Origin of the sequence: Pedococcus bigeumensis (assembly GCF_039531795.1) — a bacterium.
GTDB classification, from domain to species: Bacteria; Actinomycetota; Actinomycetes; order Actinomycetales; family Dermatophilaceae; genus Pedococcus; species Pedococcus bigeumensis.
On the sequence record NZ_BAAAQS010000005.1, the window covers coordinates 594848 to 612533 of the forward strand.

The 17686-nt window shown below is 72.5% G+C and carries 17 protein-coding genes; 16 read left to right on the plus strand and 1 reads right to left on the minus strand.

All coding sequences use genetic code 11. The annotated features are described in order from the left end of the window. The first annotated feature begins 106 nt into the window (after window positions 1–106). From ABD262_RS18450 to ABD262_RS18475, 6 genes are all read left to right on the plus strand, one after another. Complete coding sequence (locus ABD262_RS18450) at window positions 107–1243, plus strand: ABC transporter substrate-binding protein (protein WP_344139341.1); 1137 nt, start codon at window positions 107–109, stop codon at window positions 1241–1243. A 52-nt stretch (window positions 1244–1295) separates the two neighbouring features. Continuing rightward, on the plus strand, window positions 1296–2192 hold the full coding sequence (locus ABD262_RS18455) for an ABC transporter permease (RefSeq protein WP_344139343.1): 897 nt from the start codon (window positions 1296–1298) through the stop codon (window positions 2190–2192). Continuing rightward, a complete protein-coding gene (locus ABD262_RS18460; RefSeq protein WP_344139346.1) occupies window positions 2189–3037 on the plus strand; it encodes an ABC transporter permease in 849 nt (282 codons plus the stop codon). Before ABD262_RS18455 ends, ABD262_RS18460 begins: the two co-directional genes overlap by 4 nt. Continuing rightward, window positions 3034–4122 (plus strand): ABC transporter ATP-binding protein, encoded by a 1089-nt coding sequence (locus ABD262_RS18465; protein WP_344139349.1) that lies wholly within the window; start codon window positions 3034–3036, stop codon window positions 4120–4122. Before ABD262_RS18460 ends, ABD262_RS18465 begins: the two co-directional genes overlap by 4 nt. Window positions 4123–4222: 100 nt before the next feature. Next, window positions 4223–5074, plus strand: coding sequence for a purine-nucleoside phosphorylase (locus tag ABD262_RS18470; RefSeq protein ID WP_344139352.1), 852 nt, complete (start codon window positions 4223–4225; stop codon window positions 5072–5074). A 13-nt stretch (window positions 5075–5087) separates the two neighbouring features. Further along, the gene (locus tag ABD262_RS18475; RefSeq protein WP_344139355.1) at window positions 5088–6806 is read left to right on the plus strand and encodes a phospho-sugar mutase; all 1719 of its coding nucleotides are present in this window, start codon (window positions 5088–5090) and stop codon (window positions 6804–6806) included. Between the two features lie 62 nt (window positions 6807–6868). Here the strand turns inward: ABD262_RS18475 and ABD262_RS18480 are convergent, their stop codons facing one another. Continuing rightward, window positions 6869–7345: a hypothetical protein gene (locus ABD262_RS18480; RefSeq protein WP_344139358.1), complete on the minus strand. Its 477-nt coding sequence runs from the start codon at window positions 7343–7345 to the stop codon at window positions 6869–6871. A gap of 184 nt (window positions 7346–7529) precedes the next feature. Between ABD262_RS18480 and ABD262_RS18485 the strand changes: the two genes are divergently transcribed. The 10 genes from ABD262_RS18485 to ABD262_RS18530 all read left to right on the plus strand — a co-directional run bounded on the left by ABD262_RS18485 (window position 7530) and on the right by ABD262_RS18530 (window position 17628). Next, window positions 7530–7904, plus strand: coding sequence for a response regulator transcription factor (locus tag ABD262_RS18485; RefSeq protein ID WP_344139361.1), 375 nt, complete (start codon window positions 7530–7532; stop codon window positions 7902–7904). Between the two features lie 74 nt (window positions 7905–7978). Further along, window positions 7979–8995 carry a deoxyribose-phosphate aldolase gene (deoC, locus tag ABD262_RS18490; protein ID WP_344139364.1) on the plus strand — a complete coding sequence of 339 codons (1017 nt, stop codon included), beginning with the start codon at window positions 7979–7981 and terminating at the stop codon, window positions 8993–8995. Between the two features lie 66 nt (window positions 8996–9061). After that, on the plus strand, window positions 9062–10510 hold the full coding sequence (locus tag ABD262_RS18495) for an aldehyde dehydrogenase family protein (protein WP_344139367.1): 1449 nt from the start codon (window positions 9062–9064) through the stop codon (window positions 10508–10510). Next, entirely contained in the window at window positions 10507–11427 is a 921-nt protein-coding gene (locus tag ABD262_RS18500; RefSeq protein WP_344139370.1) for an aldehyde dehydrogenase family protein, read from the plus strand. The genes ABD262_RS18495 and ABD262_RS18500 overlap by 4 nt, the downstream gene beginning before the upstream one ends. Before the next feature lie 3 nt (window positions 11428–11430). Next, the gene (locus ABD262_RS18505; RefSeq protein WP_344139373.1) at window positions 11431–12057 is read left to right on the plus strand and encodes a uridine kinase family protein; all 627 of its coding nucleotides are present in this window, start codon (window positions 11431–11433) and stop codon (window positions 12055–12057) included. 193 nt (window positions 12058–12250) lie between these two features. Next, window positions 12251–13402 carry a DUF7847 domain-containing protein gene (locus tag ABD262_RS18510; RefSeq protein WP_344139376.1) on the plus strand — a complete coding sequence of 384 codons (1152 nt, stop codon included), beginning with the start codon at window positions 12251–12253 and terminating at the stop codon, window positions 13400–13402. Continuing rightward, window positions 13399–14046, plus strand: a complete 648-nt coding sequence (locus ABD262_RS18515; protein ID WP_344139379.1) for a DUF4129 domain-containing protein — start codon at window positions 13399–13401, stop codon at window positions 14044–14046. Before ABD262_RS18510 ends, ABD262_RS18515 begins: the two co-directional genes overlap by 4 nt. After that, window positions 14043–15281, plus strand: coding sequence for a DUF4350 domain-containing protein (locus ABD262_RS18520; protein ID WP_344139382.1), 1239 nt, complete (start codon window positions 14043–14045; stop codon window positions 15279–15281). The genes ABD262_RS18515 and ABD262_RS18520 overlap by 4 nt, the downstream gene beginning before the upstream one ends. After that, window positions 15278–16336 (plus strand): AAA family ATPase, encoded by a 1059-nt coding sequence (locus ABD262_RS18525; protein WP_344139384.1) that lies wholly within the window; start codon window positions 15278–15280, stop codon window positions 16334–16336. Before ABD262_RS18520 ends, ABD262_RS18525 begins: the two co-directional genes overlap by 4 nt. After that, entirely contained in the window at window positions 16336–17628 is a 1293-nt protein-coding gene (locus ABD262_RS18530; protein WP_344139387.1) for a DUF58 domain-containing protein, read from the plus strand. Before ABD262_RS18525 ends, ABD262_RS18530 begins: the two co-directional genes overlap by 1 nt. Window positions 17629–17686: the final 58 nt, after the last annotated feature.

The window sequence follows — 17686 nt, forward strand, 5'->3', positions numbered from 1 at the left end:
TATGGTCCAAGGACAGACACTACGTTCCGCGACGACACCACTTCGCAGGCTCGAGACACGCACCAGGGCGCCCGCTGGACGGGCCCACAGTCAGGATGGAACCCACATGACCGTTCGTCCCCGCCACACGGCCCTCCTCGCCGTCGTCGCAGCAGCCACCTCACTCGCAGTCGCCGCCTGTTCGCCACCGGCCGACGACAACACCGGAAGCTCGGGTGGCGGCGCCGACAAGGCCAAGACCGCCACCTCCGCCCAGGACCTCGGTGGCATGGACGCCCTCGTCACCGCGGCCAAGAAGGAAGGCGCCCTCAACGTCATCGCGCTGCCCCCCGACTGGGCGAACTACGGCGCGATCATCAGCGCCTTCGGCACGAAGTACGGCATCAAGGTCACCAGCGCCCAGCCCGACGCGAGCAGCGCCGACGAGATCTCGGCGGCCACCCGGCTCAAGGGCCAGGGCAGCGCTCCCGACGTCTTCGACCTCGGCGCCGCCGTCGCGTCCGCCAACACGGCGATGTTCGCTCCCTACAAGGTCGCCACCTTCGACTCGGTGCCCGCCGACCTCAAGGACGCGAACGGCACCTGGGTCAACGACTACGGCGGCTACATGTCCGTCGGCTACGACTCCTCCAAGGTCCCGACCCCGACGTCCTTCGCCGACCTGCTCAAGCCCGCCTACAAGGGCAAGGTCGCCCTCAACGGCGACCCGACCAAGGCCGGTGCGGCGTTCGCCGGCGTGCAGATGGCCTCGATCGCCAGTGGTGGCACCGCGGGTGACGTGGCCAAGGGGGTCGACTTCTTCAAGCAGCTCAAGGCCGCCGGCAACTTCATCCCGGTCGACCCGACGCCTGCGACGATCGCCTCGGGCCAGACCCCCGTCGTCATCGACTGGGACTACCTCAACGCCGCGCAGACCGCCAAGGTCCCGACGTGGAAGGTCTACGTCCCCGACAACGCAGTCGTCGCCGGCTACTACGTGCAGGCGATCAACAAGGACGCCCCGCACCCGGCAGCCGCCCGCCTGTGGCAGGAGTTCCTCTACTCCGACGAGGGCCAGAACCTCTGGCTCAAGGGTGGCGCCCGCCCCGTCCGGTTCGACGACATGAAGAAGGCCGGCACGCTCGACACGGCCGCCGCCGCCGCGCTCCCAGCCGTGACCGGCACGCCCGTGGTGCCCACCGCGGCCGACTCGGACACGGCCAAGGCCTACCTCACCAAGGAATGGGCCAACGCCGTTGGCTGACGGCCAGGGGGCTGACCACCAGGCAGCTGACACCCGGCGAGCTGACAACTCGGTGGCTGACAACCCGGTGGCTGACAACCCGGCAGCTGGCGTTCGTCGCGTCAGGGCGCTCGGTGGCCTCCGGCCGTCGGGCGCCCTGCTGGGCGTCGTCCCGTTCTTCGCCTACGTCACCGTCTTCCTCGTCATCCCCGCGCTGGTCGTGGTGGTCGGCGCGTTCATCAGCGAAGGCCGCCCGACCCTGGGCAACCTCCGCGCGCTCGGCGAGCCGGCCGTCACCTCCGCCCTGTGGCACTCGGTGGTGCTCTCCGCCGTGACCGCAGTGGCCGGTGCGGTGCTCGGCGCGATCCTCGCGTATGCCGTCTCGACCGCCTCGCCGAGCGGCGTGCTCAAGCGCTTCGTCACCTCCCTGTGCGGCGTCCTGGCGCAGTTCGGCGGGGTGGCCCTCGCCTTCGCGTTCCTGGCCACCTTCTCGGCCCAGGGCTTCCTCACGAGGGTCCTCGGCACCAGCGGCGGACTCTGGCTGTACGAGTGGGACAAGGGCCTGATGCTCGTCTACCTGTACTTCCAGGTCCCCCTCATGCTCATCGTCTTCCTCCCCGCCGTCGAGGGCCTGCGCCCCCAGTGGCGGGAGGCGACCGAGACCCTCGGGGGCAGCACCTTCCTCTACTGGCGCAAGGTCGCCGGCCCGATCCTCATGCCGTCGTTCATCGGCGCCCTGCTGCTGCTGTTCACCAACGCGTTCTCGGCCTACGCCACCGCTGCTGCTCTCGTCTCGCAGGGCGCGCCACTGCTGCCCCTCCAGATCGGTGGCACCTTCACCTCCGAGGTCGTGCTGGGCCAGGAGGGCGTGGGGAAGGCGATGGCGCTCGAGATGGTCGTCGTGGTCGCCGTCGTCATGACGGTGTATGCCGTGCTCGACCGCCGTGCGTCGAAGTGGCTGGTCCGGTGAGCGGCCAGCGCGCCGCGATGCGGCGCCGCCAGAACGTCTTCCGCTGGGTCGTCGTCACCCTGACGCTCGTCTTCTTCGGCCTGCCCCTGTTCGCGATGCTGGAGTTCACGACCCGCGACGTGACCGGCAAGCGGACCGCAGCGACGTGGTCGCAGCTGTTCGACCTGGGGGCGATCGCGACCCGCTACCCCGACCTCAAGGCGGGCTTCATCGCGTCGATGGGGCTGGCCGTCCTCACCGTCGTGATCATGCTGGTGCTGCTCGTGCCCACGATGACGTGGGTGCGGCTGCGGCTCCCGGGGCTCGGCCGCACCGTCGAGTTCCTCTGCCTGCTGCCCCTCACCGTCCCCGCCATCGTGCTGGTCGTCGGGCTCACCCCCGTCTACGCCTGGGTCACCTACTTCCTCGGCGGCAACGCGATCTGGCTGGCGTTCGCCTATGTCATCCTCGTGCTCCCCTACGCCTACCGTTCGCTCGACGCCGGCCTGCGGGCGATCGACGTCCGCACGCTGAGCGAGGCAGCCCGCTCGCTGGGGGCGAGCTGGACCACCGTGATGCTCCGCGTGATCCTGCCCAACCTGCGCACGGCGGTGCTCTCCGCGTCGTTCCTCGCGGTCGCGCTGACCCTCGGCGAGTTCACCATCGCGAACCTGTTCAGCCGCACCAACCTCCAGGTGGCCATGTTCCTCATCGGCAAGTCGGACTCGCAGGTCTCCGTCGCCGTCGGGCTGGCCCTGCTCGTGTTCGCCTTCGTCATCCTGTTCGCGATGTCCTTCGTCGGCGGCGCCCGCAGCGCGACGTCGCCGCTGGCCCGACTCCGGCGCCACCACAAGGAGCCCACATGACAGCCGCCCCCGTGACCACAGACCAGTCCGCTCGCGGCGGCCCTCGCGGGGTGGCCGTCGAGCTGACCGGCCTGGGCCGCAGCTACGGCCCGATCCACGCGCTCGACGACTTCACCCTGCGGCTGGCCCCGGGCGAGCTGGTGGCCCTGCTCGGGCCGTCGGGCTGCGGCAAGACCACGGCGCTGCGCTGCCTCGCGGGTCTGGAGGACCCCGACGCCGGACGGATCGAGGTCGACGGCAAGGACGTGACCCGGGTGCCGACGAACAAGCGCGACTTCGGCATGGTGTTCCAGGCCTACAGCCTGTTCCCGCACATGACGGCCCGGCAGAACGTGGAGTTCGGCCTGCAGCTGCGCCGCCAGTCCGGCCAGCAGCGACGGGCCCGGGCGGCGGAGATGCTCGAGCTCGTCGGGCTGTCCACGCAGGCAGACCGGTTCGCGCACCAGATGTCGGGAGGCCAGCAGCAGCGCGTCGCCCTGGCCCGCGCGCTGGCCATCGAGCCGCAGGTGCTCCTCCTCGACGAGCCGCTGTCCGCCCTCGACGCCAAGGTCCGCGTGCAGCTGCGCGACGAGATCCGCCGCATCCAGCTCGAGGTCGGCACGACCACCCTCTTCGTCACCCACGACCAGGAGGAGGCCCTGGCCGTCGCCGACCGGGTCGGGGTCATGCGCGACGGCCGCCTCGAGCAGATCGCCGCTCCCGAGGAGCTCTACTCGCGGCCGGTCAACGACTTCGTGGCCGACTTCGTCGGGGTCACCAACCGGCTTGCGGGACAAGCCGACTCGACGACCGCCACGGTCCTCGGCCATCTGGTGCCCCTGCTCGACGGCTCGGCCGGCTCCGGACCCGTCGTGGTCCTCGTGCGCCCTGAGCACCTGACGGTCCACGCGGACCCGGGCGGTGCCCACACCGTGACGAGCGTGAGCTTCCTGGGAGCGCACGGCCGGGTCGTCGTCGCCCTCGCCGACGGTGGTCAGGCCATCGTCCAGGTGCCCAGCAGCTCCGTGGGCGACTACTCCCCCGGGTCGCGGGTGACCGTCCGGCCCACCGGCGAACCGGCCCTGGCGGTGTCGGCGCAGGGCTGAGTCCGCGGTCCCCGCGCGGCGCAGGGGAACGTTCCCGACGTTCGGGACGGTCCGCTCCGTCGCCTTCGCCGCCCGGTCCGCGCCTCGGTAGGCTTCGGGAGTGAGCGAGCACAGCAGCCCGTCCCCGGGCGTCCCCGACCTGTCCGACCCGGCGACCGACCCGTTCGAGGTGGCCAGGGCTGCCGCAGCGGTGATCGCCGACCGCACGGGCGCCCACCGGCACGACGTGGCCCTCGTCCTCGGCTCCGGGTGGGGCCAGACCGGCGACCTCATCGGCGAGACCCTCGCGACGATCGACAACGCCGACGTCCCGGGCTTCGCGAAGGCCGCGGTGGCGGGGCACAGCGGCACGATGCGCTCGGTGGCGATCGGCGACACCGGCCGTCGGGCCCTCGTCTACGGCACCCGCACCCACTTCTACGAGGGCAAGGGCGTCCGCGCGGTCGTCCACGCCGTGCGCACGGCCGCGGCCGCGGGCTGCCGGACCATCGTGCTGACCAACGGCTGTGGCGGCCTCAACCCCGCCTGGGGCCCCGGCACCCCCGTGCTGATCAGCGACCACCTCAACCTCACGGCCACCTCCCCCATCGAGGGCGCCAACTTCGTCGACCTCACCGACCTCTACTCCCCGAGACTGCGCGCGGCCGCCCGTCAGGTCGACCCCGGTCTCGACGAGGGCGTCTACGTGCAGTTCCGCGGACCCCACTACGAGACCCCGGCCGAGGTGCGGATGGCCAAGGTGCTCGGGGGCGACCTCGTCGGCATGTCCACCACGCTCGAGGCGATCGCCGCCCGCCAGGCGGGGCTCGAGGTCCTCGGCATCTCCCTGGTGACCAACCTCGCCGCGGGGATCAGCGACCAACCGCTGTCCCACGCGGAGGTCCTCGAGGCCGGCCAAGCCGCCGCCGAGCGGTGCGGGAAGCTCCTCGCCGCCGTCGTCGCCACGATCTGAGAGGAGCCCAGCCATGACGTATGCCGCGCGGCACGGCCGCGGAGCCGACTCACCGGCCGACGCCGAGGCGAGGGCCCGGCAACACGCCCAGGAGCTGGTCGACGCCGCTCAGGCGTGGGTGGACGACGACCCCGACCACGAGACCCGGGTGGAGCTCGGCGACCTCCTCGCGAAGGCCAAGGGCGGTGACCAGGACGCCATCGACGACCTCGCCGACCGGTTCGCCGGGATGCTCGAGTTCGGCACGGCGGGGCTCCGCGGCGCCATCGGTGCCGGCCCGAACCGGATGAACCGCTCCGTCGTGATCCGTGCGGCTGCCGGCCTCACGGCATACCTGCAGGTGAGCAAGCCCGAGCCGTTCGTGGTGGTGGGCTTCGACGCGCGCCGCAACTCCGACGTGTTCGCTCGCGACACCGCGTCGGTCGTCGTGGGAGCCGGCGGACGCGCCGCGATCCTGCCGTCGCCGCTGCCGACTCCCGTGCTGGCCTACGCGATCCGCTACCTGGGCGCCGACGCCGGCGTGATGGTGACCGCGAGCCACAACCCGCCGGAGGACAACGGCTACAAGGTCTACCTCGGCGACGGCTCGCAGATCGTGCCCCCGTCGGACGCCGAGATCGCGACCCAGATTGCGCGCGTCGCCACGGTGTCCGACGTGCCGCGCCCCGACGACGGATGGGAGACGCTCGGCGACGACGTGCTCGAGGCCTACCTCGACGACGCCGTCACGGTCGTGGCCGCCGACACCCCGCGCGACGTCACGGTGGTCCACACCGCCCTGCACGGCGTGGGGGCGGCGACGGTCGCCAAGGCCTTCGTCCGCGCCGGGTATGCCGCGCCGATCCCCGTGGAGAGCCAGGCGCAGCCCGACCCGGCGTTCCCCACCGTGCACTTCCCCAACCCCGAGGAGCCGGGGGCGATGGACGCCGCCCTCGAGCTGGCCGAGCAGACCGGGCCGGACGTGGTCATCGCCAACGACCCCGACGCCGACCGGTGCGCCGTCGCGGTGCCCGGGCCCGGTGGCTGGCGGATGCTGCGCGGCGACGAGGTGGGAGCCCTCCTGGGGGCGCACATCCTCGCGCGCGGCGTGGGCAACGGTGACGTCTTCGCCAACTCGATCGTGTCGTCGCGCCTGCTCGCGGCGATGGCGAAGGCCGCGGGGGTGCCGCACGAGGAGACGTTGACCGGCTTCAAGTGGATCTCGCGCGTCAAGGGCCTCCGGTACGGCTACGAGGAGGCGCTGGGCTACTGCGTCGACCCGCCACACGTCCGCGACAAGGACGGCGTCAGCGCGGCGCTGGTGGTGGCCGAGATGACCGCGAGCCTCAAGGCGGAGGGGCGTTCGCTCACCGACCTGCTCGACGACCTCGCCGTGGCGCACGGAGTGCACGCGACCGACGCGCTGTCCGTGCGCGTGGCCGACGTGTCGCTGATCGGCCAGGTGATGGCCCGACTCCGGGAGAACCCGCCGCAGGAGATCGCCGGCACCCCGGTCGCGCGCACCGACGACCTGGCCGAGGGCAGCGAGGCCCTGCCACCGACCGACGGACTGCGCTACTACCTCGCCGACGACTCCCGGATCATCGTCCGACCCTCCGGCACCGAGCCCAAGCTCAAGGTCTACCTCGAGGTCATCGAGCCGGTGTCCACAGACCTCAAGACCGCCCGCACGGTCGCTGCCGAGCGGCTGGCCGGGATCAACGCTGCCATGGCGGACCTCACCCGGGTCTGAGCCCGGGCCCTGGCGGCGAGACGTCGTCGCTACGTCGTCGCTACGTCGTCGCTACGTCGTCGCTACTTCCGCCAGAACCGCTTCTTGGTCTGCGAGGTGTCCGTCTCGCCCTCGCCGGCGGGCTGGGTCGTGGGGTCGGGCCTGCCCTCGAAGTCCGCGGCCTCGCCGCGGAGGGCGATCAGCTGCAAGGTGAGGAAGTAGCCGGACTGCTGGTCTCCCGTGGCGGCCTCGAACTCGACGTGGCCGTCCTCGACGAGGAAGTTGAACACGTCCAGACCATCGAGGCGCAGCTCGGTGATCCACACCGCCTCGAGGAAGCTGGCCACCTGACGCTCAGGCGTGCCGGGCCGGAACCGCACCATGGCGATCAGCAGGCGCTCCGGATCCTCGGTCACATCCACCTCGACCTGGGCGAACATGACGCTCGACACCAGCCGCCTGCGGAGCGTGGTCGCCGCGACGGCGGTCAGGTCACCGGAGGCCGGCGGCAGGTTGGCGGTCATGGCCTCCCTGAGCTGCACGAACTCGACGCGGTCCACGCGGTGAGACTGCCCCACGTGGGTCGAATCGGCAATCCGGGCCCCTCGAGCAGGTGGCCCACCACCCCGTGCGGTGCCTCGTCGCGGGCAGCAAGTCGCCGTAGGGTGCGGGTGATGCGGGCCGGCCGACCAACGCTGCGGCCGACCACCCGCGGCCACCAGGTCCGCTCGAGAGGAATCACTGATGAAGGTGCTCGTGGTCGAGGACGACGTGGACATCCAGGACCTCGTGGTCGCCCTGTTGAGCCGGGTGGGCTACGACGTCGTGGTCGAGGACAACGGCGACGCCGGACTGGCCGCCGCCCTGTCGCACGCTCCGGACCTGGTGATCCTGGACTGGATGATGCCCGGGTTGAGCGGGGTCGAGGTCTGCCGGGGCATGCGAGCGGACCCCCGGGCGAAGGACACCGCCGTCCTGATGCTCACGTCGAAGGCCCAGGAGGCCGACATCGACCAGGCGTTCACCGCCGGCGCCGACGACTACATGGTCAAGCCGTTCCGGGGCCGCGAGCTGGTCAGCCGGGTCCAGGCGCTGACGACCAAGGATGCCGGGGGCTGACTCCTCAGCCCGCCCCTGCCGGGGGCGAGGTCACCGAGACTGATCACATGCTGGGACACCGATAGGATTGCTCGGTGAGCACCCCCACAGCTGCGGCCCCCTCCGTCGACGCGACGGCCAGGGCGCGCGATCTCCTCGGCGTCTCCCGCCTCACGAACGCGGCCCTCACGAGCTGGCTGCACGGCCTGCCGGGCGTCGACCAGGTCGGCTGCGAGGCACGCGCCGCCGGGCTCGGCACCCGGTCGATCAAGACCACCTCCAAGGCGTGGGGCATCGACCTCGCGATCTCGATGATCGACCTCACGACGCTCGAGGGCGCCGACACCCACGGCAAGGTGCGCGGGCTCTGCGCGAAGGCGATCACGCCCGACCCCACCGACCTGTCGACGCCTCGTCCCGCCGCGATCTGCGTCTACGGCGACATGGTCCCCACCGCCAAGGAAGCCCTCGGGCAGAGCGGTGTGAAGGTGGCCGCGGTCGCGACCGCCTTCCCGAGCGGTCGGGCGCTGATGCCGGTCAAGCTGGCCGACACCCGCGACGCCGTGGCCGCCGGAGCCGACGAGATCGACATGGTCATCGACCGGGGCGCCTTCCTGTCCGGTGACTACCTCACGGTGTTCCGCGAGATCGCCGAGGTGGCCGAGGCCTGCGTCCGCCCGGACGGCAGCCGTGCCCGGCTGAAGGTCATCATGGAGACCGGCGAGCTGGTCACCTACGACAACGTGCGTCGGGCGTCCTGGTTGTCGATGCTGGCCGGTGGCGACTTCATCAAGACCTCCACCGGCAAGGTCTCCCCCGCGGCCACCCTGCCGGTCACGCTGATCATGCTCGAGGCGGTCCGCGACTGGCGCGACCTCACCGGCGAGATGGTGGGCGTGAAGCCGGCCGGCGGCATCCGCACCAGCAAGGACGCGCTCAAGTTCCTCGTGACGGTGAGCGAGATCGCCGGTGACGACTGGCTCGACCCGCACTGGTTCCGGTTCGGGGCGTCCAGCCTGCTCAACGACCTCCTGCTGCAACGCCAGCGGATGGCGACCGGCGCCTACTCGGGCGCCGACTACGTCACCGACGACTCGCCCAGCCTCTACTGACCGTGCGCCCCCACAGCAGCCACCCGCAGCCCCCCGCACCCGACGGATCCCGAGGAACCTGAAGCCATGGCCAAGTTCGAGTACGCACCGGCGCCGGAGTCCCGCGCCGTCGTCGACATCAAGCCCTCCTACGGGTTGTTCATCAACGGTGAGTTCACCGAGTCGCAGGGTGGTTCCGCCTTCAAGACGATCAGCCCCGCGACCGAAGAGGTCCTGGCCGAGGTGACCTCCGCCAGCGAGGCCGACGTCGACCGCGCCGTGGCCGCGGCCCGCCGGGCCTACAACGGCGTCTGGGGCCGCATGTCCGGGGCCGACCGGGGCAAGTACCTCTTCCGCATCGCCCGCATCCTCCAGGAGCGGGCCCGCGAGTTCGCCGTCCTGGAGAGCCTCGACAACGGCAAGCCGATCAAGGAGAGCCGCGACGTCGACGTGCCCCTCGCTGCGGCGCACTTCTTCTACCACGCCGGCTGGGCCGACAAGCTCGACTACGCCGGCCTCGGCACCAACCCCCGCCCCCACGGCGTGGTCGGCCAGGTCATCCCCTGGAACTTCCCGATCCTGATGCTGGCGTGGAAGATCGCGCCCGCCCTGGCCACCGGCAACACCGTCGTCATCAAGCCGGCCGAGACCACGCCGCTGACCGCGCTGCTCTTCGCCGAGGTCGTGCAGCAGGCCGACCTGCCGCCGGGTGTCGTCAACATCATCACGGGCGCCGGCGCCACAGGACAGGCGATCGTCGACCACCCCGACATCGACAAGCTGGCCTTCACCGGCTCGACCGGCGTCGGCAAGATGATCGCCCGCTCGATCGCCGGCACCCGCAAGAAGGCCACCCTCGAGCTCGGCGGCAAGGCCGCCAACATCGTGTTCGACGACGCGCCGCTCGACCAGGCCGTCGAGGGCATCGTCAACGGCATCTTCTTCAACCAGGGCCACGTCTGCTGCGCCGGCTCACGCCTGCTCGTCCAGGAGAACATCGCGGCCGACGTCGAGAAGCGGCTCAAGCGTCGCCTCGAGACGCTGCGCGTGGGCGACCCGCTCGACAAGAACACCGACGTGGGTGCGATCAACTCCAAGGCCCAGCTGCAGCGGATCGTCGACCTGACGGCCGCCGGCGAGGCCGAGGGGGCCGAGCGCTGGGACAACGGCTGTGAGCTGCCGAGCAAGGGCTTCTGGTTCCGGCCCACCGTCTTCACCGGCGTCAGCCAGACCCACCGGATCGCCCAGGAGGAGATCTTCGGCCCCGTCCTGTCGGTGCTGACCTTCCGCACCCCGCACGAGGCGGTCGCCAAGGCGAACAACACGCCCTACGGGCTGTCCGCCGGCATCTGGACCGAGAAGGGCTCGCGCATCCTCTGGATGGCCGACCAGCTCCGCGCCGGTGTCGTGTGGGCCAACACCTTCAACAAGTTCGACCCCACCAGCCCCTTCGGCGGCTACAAGGAGTCCGGCTACGGCCGGGAGGGTGGCCGCCACGGCCTGGCCGCCTACGTCACGACGGGAGACAGCAAGTGAGCCCCACGGCCACGAGGTCGACGGGCGGCGATGCCCGCGTCGACGTGCGAAAGACCTACAAGCTCTACATCGGCGGCAAGTTCCCGCGCTCGGAGTCGGGCCGCTCCTACGAGGTCGTCGACGGTCGCGGCCGGTTCCTCGCGAACGCCGCCCAGGGCTCGCGCAAGGACGCCCGCGACGCGGTCGTCGCCGCCCGAGGTGCCTTCGCCGGCTGGGCCGGCGCCACGGCATACAACCGGGGTCAGGTGCTCTATCGCGTCGCCGAGGTGATGGAGGGCCGTCGGGCCCAGTTCGTCGCCGAGGTGCGCGCCAGTGAGGGCGTGGCCGAGCGTCGTGCCGAGACCATCGTCTCGCAGGCCATCGACCGCTGGGTCTGGTATGCCGGGTGGACCGACAAGCTCGCGCAGGTCCTGGGCGGGCTCAACCCGGTCGCGGGGCCGTACTTCGACATCTCCGCCCCCGAGCCGACCGGCGTCGTGGCTGTCCTTGCGCCGCAACGGTCCTCGTTGCTGGGTCTGGTCTCGGTGCTGGCCCCCGTCGTCTGCTCCGGTAACACCGCGGTGGTCCTCACCAGCGAGCTGCGACCGCTGCCGGCCATCACGCTGTCCGAGGCGCTCGCCACCTCCGACGTCCCGGGCGGGGTCATCAACCTCATCACCGGGCGCACCGCCGAGGTGGCGCCGTGGCTCGCGTCGCACCGTGACGTCAACGCCATCGACCTGACCGGTGCCGCCGACGCCGAGGGCGTGAGCTGGGGCGACCTCGAGCTGGCCGCCGCGGAGAACCTCAAGCGCGTGGTCCGTCCCGCGGGTGAGGGGTCCGACGCCATCGAGCCCGACTGGTCGAGCACGCCCGACCTCGGCCGGATCACCTCGTTCCTCGAGACCAAGACCGTCTGGCACCCCAAGGGTCGCTGACCCTTGACCACTCCCTCACCGGACGCGACCACCACCGCCCGGGTGGTCGTGCTTGCCGGTCCCAGTGGCGCGGGCAAGTCGCGACTGGCCGCCCGCCTGCAGGGCGCCCACGGGTGGCCGATCGTGCGGCTCGACGACTTCTACCGCGACGAGGACGACCCGGCGATGCCGCGCAGCGAGGAGCTGGGCATCGTCGACTGGGACCACCCCGACTCCTGGAACCGGCAAGCCGCCGTCGACGCGTTGGGCATCCTCCTCGCGACGGGCGAGGTCACGACTCCCGTCTACGACATCTCCCTCAGCCGGGCGGTCGACACGACGACCGTGCGCGCGCAAGCCCACGACCTGGTCCTCGCCGAGGGCATCTTCGCGGCCGAGATCATCGGCGTGCTGCGCGAGCGCGGCATGCTCGCGGGCGCCTACTGCGTCCACCACCACCGGGTGGTGACGTTCGTCTGGCGGCTGCTGCGCGACCTCTCGGAGCACCGCAAGCCGCCGTGGACGCTGGTGCGCCGCGGCCTCGCGCTGATGCGTGACGAACCCCGGGTCGTGGCCCGCCAGGAGTCCCTCGGAGCCCTCTCCGCGCGGGCCAAGGACCTCGAACCCCTGCTGTCCGCCCTGGCCCGCTGACCCGACACCGCTCCGGGTCGGGCAACCCCCTCTCGCAACCCCCCTTCGCAACACGGTGGTTGCCCTGCAAAACGGGCTCTGTGGAGCCCGTTTTGCAGGGCAACCACCGTTTCGCGGATTCTGGCCGCTCGACGCCCGGATGACACCTGCGTCGGTTAGGGTTCCAGCACGTCAGCGAGGGGGAAGTACGCACATGACCGACCCGCAGTGGGTGGCTCCCGGCACCGGTGGGCCCGCAGAACCGCCGGCCACTGCGCCGGGCGGGCACCCGGCATACCCGGGCACTCCCACCCCCCAGCCACCCGCAGGACCGCCACCGGCGATGCCGGGGCAGCAGCCGTGGGGTGCGCACCCCGCGATGGAGTTCCGGCCCGGGATCATCCCGCTGCGCCCGCTCACCCTCGGCGACCTCTACGGCGCCGTCATCAAGGCGATCCGTGGCAACGTCGCCGCCACCATGGGGCTGGCCTTCGTCACGACGCTGATCTTCCTCGTCCCGACCACCGCCCTCGGCGCCTGGGTGGCGTCCCGGGAGTCCCTCGACATCAACCTCGACCCCCAGTCGACCCAGGACCTCTTCCCGGTGGCCGGGACGCTCGGCTCGCTGGTCCCGTCGTTGGGCACGTCTGCCTCCGCGGTCCTGCTGACCGGGTTCGTGGCGTTCGTCATCAGCCAGGCCGTGATGGGGCGCAAGGTCACCGCCGGCCAGACCTGGGAGGGCACCCGCGGCCGTCTGCTCCCCCTCGTGGGGGCCACGGTCGTGACCGGTCTCGCAGTCCTGCTGGCCCTCGCCGTGGTCCTCGTGCTGCCGGTGATCGCGGTGATCAGCGCAGCCACCTCGTACGACAACTCGGGGCTCGTCGGCGCGATCCTGTTCGCGGTCCTGGCGACCCTCGTCGCCATCCTCCTCGTGCTCTTCCTCTCCACCAGGCTGGCCTTCGTCGGGGTCGCCGTGGTGCTCGAGAAGGTCGGCGTGATGCAGGGCATCGCGAGGTCGTGGCGGCTCACGTCGGGTAGCCAGTTCTGGCGGGTCTTCGGCATCCGGCTCCTGACCAGCTTCATCGTGGGCATCGTCGCGCAGATCCTGGCCTTCCCGCTGGGCCTCGTCGGCGGGCTCGGCATCGTCGCGTCGGGCGACCCCCAGCACCTCTACGTCTTCCAGGCCATCGTGGCGGGCGTCTCCGGCCTCATCACCGGCGCCCTGACGACCCCGTTCACGGCCGGCGTCGACGCCCTCCTCTACGTCGACCAGCGCATCCGCCGTGAGGGCTTCGACGTCCAGCTGATCACCGCAGCCCAGGCCGACGCCGCCCGTCCGGCGCCAGGAGCCACCGCCGCGAGATGACGAGTCCCACCTCCGTGTTCGACGGGCCACCGCTCGACCCGAGCTCTCCCGAGGCCCGGCAGTGGGTGCTCGACGAGCTCGCGAAGGGGCGCTACACGACCGAGCCCTCGCCGTGGCAGCGGTTCGTCGAGTGGCTGCAGCACCTCCTCGCCGGCCAGCCGGGGGCTGGGCTGGTCCCCGCCTGGGGCGCGGCCCTCGTCGTGCTGGTCGTCCTGGCCGTCGTCGCCCTGGTGGTCATCCGGTTGCTCCGGGCCGAGCCGTCGACGCCGGGCGGTCGCCCGCGCGGAGCCGTGGTCGACGACGAAGGGCTCAGCGCCGCCGACTACCGCGCCCGGGCTGCCGGGGCGAGGGCCCGCGGCGACTGGGATGCCGTGCTGCTCGACAGCTACCGCGCCCTGGCCGCCTCCGCCGTGGAGCGCACCCTGCTCACCGACCTGCCCGGGCGCACCGCCCACGAAGTCGCGCTCGCACTGGAGTCGGTCTTCCCCACCCAGGCCGAGTCGCTCGCCGCGAGCGCGCTGGAGTTCGACGCCGTGCGCTACGGCCACCGACGCACCACGCAGGCACAGGCCGAGGCCGCGGCCGACCTCGACGCCACCCTCCGCACGACTCGACCGACCCTCGGCCAGCTGGTCGGCCCGTGACCGCCACCACGACGCTCGGGTCCGCCCCGGCCACCGCCCCGCCCCCGCGAGCCGACCTCGCCACCCGGGTGCGTCGTCGCGCGGTGTGGGCGCTCGTGGTGGCGATCGGGGTGGCGGCCCTGGTCGCCCTGGCGCTGTCCACCAACGCCCCCGACCAGGCGCTCGACCCCGACGACGTGGGACCCTCCGGCGGCAGGGCCCTGGTCGAGGCGTTGCGCGACCACGGCGTCACCGTCCAGGTCGTGCGCTCAGCCGACGAGCTCGTCGACGCCGACCCCGGCGCCGGCACCACGGTCGTCGTCGGCAACCCCACCTACCTCGGCGCCGACAGCACCGACGCCCTGCGCGAGGCAACCTCCGGGGCCGACCGACTCGTGCTGGTCGCGCCGACGGCCGAGCAGCTGGCCGGGCTCGACCTGCCGCTCACCTCCAGCGACCTCGGGGCGGAGGTGACGGTCACGGCCGGCTGTCGCTCCACGGTCGCGCGCCCCGACGACACCGCCGCGCTCGTCGACACCCGCTTCGTGCCGGTGTCGCGCGGGAGTGGCGCCAGGGCGACGTTGTGCTTCGCACTGCCCAACCCCCGCGGCGACGACAAGGCCCCACCCGAGGACTTCGGGTTCGGTGCCGCACTGGCCACCGTGCCCGCCGGGGCTACCCATCCCGAGGTTGTGGCCGTCGGGGTCGGCAGTGCCTTCACCAACCGCTTCGTCGGCCAGGAGTCGCACGCCGGACTCGCCATCCGGGCCCTGGGTCACTCGCCACGCCTCGTCTGGTACCAGCCTGGCATCGGTGACCTCGCCAGCGTGGACGGCACCGGCCAGTCGGCCTGGCCCGAGTGGCTCACGCCGGCGGCCGTGATCCTGGGCACCGCCGTGGTCGTGCTCGCGTTCGTGCGCGGTCGCCGCATGGGGGCGCTGGTCACCGAGCCCCTGCCGGTCGTCGTGCGCGCGGTCGAGACCACCGAGAGCCGCGGTCGGATCTACCGCCGAGCCCGTGACCGCGGCCGGGCCGCCGCGGTGCTCCGGCTCGGCACCACCGAGCGGCTCGCGCGACGGCTGGCGCTGTCACCCCATGCCGCGGAGGCCGTCCAGGCTGCTGCCGCAGCCGCCTCCGGTATGCCGCCGACCCAGGTCGCGGCGCTGCTCGCCGGACCGCCGCCCACCACCGATACCGAGCTGCACGCCCTGGCCAACGCATTGGCCGATCTCGAGGAGAGAGTCCGCACGTCATGACCGACCAGCACCAGTTCCCCCCTGCCGCGCACGGCCAGGTGCCACTCGACCCACCCGCGCCCGCGTCCACGCCGCCGTCCGCGGCAGGCGGGCCACCCGCCGCGGCCCCGGACGCGCGAGCCGCGTTGCTGGCCGTCCGGGCCGAGGTGGCCAAGGCGGTCGTCGGGCAGGACGCCGCCGTCGCGGGGTTGCTCGTCGCCCTGCTCGCGCGGGGGCACATCCTGCTCGAGGGCGTGCCGGGCGTCGCGAAGACCCTGCTCGTGCGCAGCATCGCGGCGGCGCTCGACGTGGAGACCAAGCGGGTGCAGTTCACCCCCGACCTGATGCCGGGCGACCTCACCGGCTCGCTGGTCTACGACGCCGCGAACAGCGACTTCACCTTCCGCCAGGGCCCGGTCTTCACCAACCTCCTACTGGCCGACGAGATCAACCGCACACCCCCGAAGACGCAGTCGGCGCTGCTGGAGGCGATGGAGGAGCGACAGGTCAGCGTCGACGGGCGGGCCCACCCGCTCCCCCAGCCGTTCATGGTCGCCGCCACCCAGAACCCCGTCGAGTACGAAGGCACCTACCCGCTGCCCGAGGCCCAGCTCGACCGGTTCCTGCTCAAGGTCACCCTCCCGCTGCCGCCACGCGAGGACGAGGTCGCGGTGCTGCGTCGGCACGCCTCCGGCTTCGACCCGCGTGACCTGCACGCGGCGGGACTCCGACCGGTCGCCTCGGCCGCCGACCTCGCAGCCGGCGCCGCGGCCGTGCGCACCGTCGAGATCTCCGACGAGGTGACGGCATACATCGTCGACATCGCCCGGGCCACCCGGCACTCCCCGTCGCTGGCCCTCGGGGTGAGCCCGCGCGGCGCCACCGCCCTGATGGCCACGGCCCGCGCGTGGGCCTGGATCAACGGTCGCGGGTTCGTCACCCCCGACGACGTGAAGGCGCTGGCGCACGCCACGCTCGCCCACCGGCTGTCGCTGCGGCCGGAGGCCGAGCTCGAGGGCGTCAGCGTGACCGCCGTCCTCGAGAGCGCGCTCGGAGCGGTGCCGGTCCCCCGCTGATGGCCCTGACCTACCGCGCCGTCGCGCTGGCCCTCCTGGGGCTGGTGCCGGTCGCCGTGTGGCCGCACGGCGACACGGTGCGCTGGTGGTGGGTGGCGATGCTCGTGCTCATCGGCCTCGACGTCCTGCTGGCGGCCTCGCCGCGCGGGCTCACCCTGACCCGGGAGGGCCCCGCGCAGGTGCGCCTCGGTGAGTCCACCGCCACCTCCGTGCTGGTCACCAACGGCGGCGGTCGCCGGGTGCGTGGTGCGATCCGCGACGCGTGGCCACCGTCGGCGGGAACGGGCTCCGCCCGGCACACCCTCGACGTCCCCGCGGGTGAGCGCGCGAGGTTCACCACCGCGATGCACCCCACCCGGCGCGGCGACCGGGCCGCCCACCGGGTGACGGTCCGCTCGACCGGCCCACTGGGGCTGGCGGCCCGGCAGCGCTCGTTCGAGGTGCCCGGCCAGCTGCGGACCCTGCACCCGTTCCCGGCGCGCAAGCACCTGCCCAGCAGGCTGGCCGTGCTCCGCCAGCTCGACGGCCGGGCCGCGCTGCGCACCCGCGGGCAGGGCACCGAGTTCGACAGCCTGCGCGACTACGTCGAGGGCGACGACGTCCGCAGCATCGACTGGCGCGCGACCGCTCGTCGTCAGCACCTCGTCGTCCGCACGTGGCAGCCCGAGCAGCACCGTCGGATCGTCATCGTCGTCGACACGTCGCGCACCTCGGCGGGCCGGGTCGACGACTCCCCGCGCCTCGACGCCGCGATGGATGCCGCCCTCCTCCTGACCGCGCTGGCCGGGCACGCCCGCGACCGGGTGCAGGTGCTGGCCGGTGACCGCGTGGTGCGGGCACGGGTCGCGGGCGCCGACCGCGCCAAGCTGTTGCACGACACCATCAGCACCCTCGCCCCGGTCGAGGCGCGGCTGATCGAAGCCGACTGGGGGCTGCTGGCCACCGAGATCCAGCGGCTCGGCACGCAGCGCGCCCTCGTCGTGCTGCTCACCCCCCTCGAGTCGTCGGCCATCGAGCAGGGCCTCGTGCCCGTCCTGCCCTCCCTCAGTGCCCACCACCGCGTGGTCGTCGCCTCGGTGGCCGACCCGGCGGTCGGCCGGATGCGTCGCGCCCGCACCACGGTGGCCGAGGTCTACGACGCCGCCGCGGCCGAGCGGACCACGGCGTTGCGCCGGCGCACCGCCGCGGTCCTCGCGAGCCTCGGGGTCGACGTGCTCGACGAGCCGCCCGACCTCCTGCCGATCCGGCTCGCCGACCACTACCTCATGCTCAAGCGGCAGGGCCTGCTCTGACCCGGCACCGTCGCGGCAGGGACTGCTCTGGCCCGGCGCCGTCCCGGCTGACCCGGCG

Bases quoted from the DNA above. Each gene is read 5' to 3' on its own strand.
- ABD262_RS18450 (WP_344139341.1), top strand. From the start codon at position 107: ATGACCGTTCGTCCCCGCCACACGGCCCTCCTCGCCGTCGTCGCAGCA.
- ABD262_RS18465 (WP_344139349.1), top strand. From the start codon at position 3,034: ATGACAGCCGCCCCCGTGACCACAGACCAGTCCGCTCGCGGCGGCCCT.
- ABD262_RS18475 (WP_344139355.1), top strand. From the start codon at position 5,088: ATGACGTATGCCGCGCGGCACGGCCGCGGAGCCGACTCACCGGCCGAC.
- ABD262_RS18485 (WP_344139361.1), top strand. From the start codon at position 7,530: ATGAAGGTGCTCGTGGTCGAGGACGACGTGGACATCCAGGACCTCGTG.
- ABD262_RS18495 (WP_344139367.1), top strand. From the start codon at position 9,062: ATGGCCAAGTTCGAGTACGCACCGGCGCCGGAGTCCCGCGCCGTCGTC.
- ABD262_RS18510 (WP_344139376.1), top strand. From the start codon at position 12,251: ATGACCGACCCGCAGTGGGTGGCTCCCGGCACCGGTGGGCCCGCAGAA.
- ABD262_RS18515 (WP_344139379.1), top strand. From the start codon at position 13,399: ATGACGAGTCCCACCTCCGTGTTCGACGGGCCACCGCTCGACCCGAGC.
- ABD262_RS18525 (WP_344139384.1), top strand. From the start codon at position 15,278: ATGACCGACCAGCACCAGTTCCCCCCTGCCGCGCACGGCCAGGTGCCA.
- ABD262_RS18530 (WP_344139387.1), top strand. From the start codon at position 16,336: ATGGCCCTGACCTACCGCGCCGTCGCGCTGGCCCTCCTGGGGCTGGTG.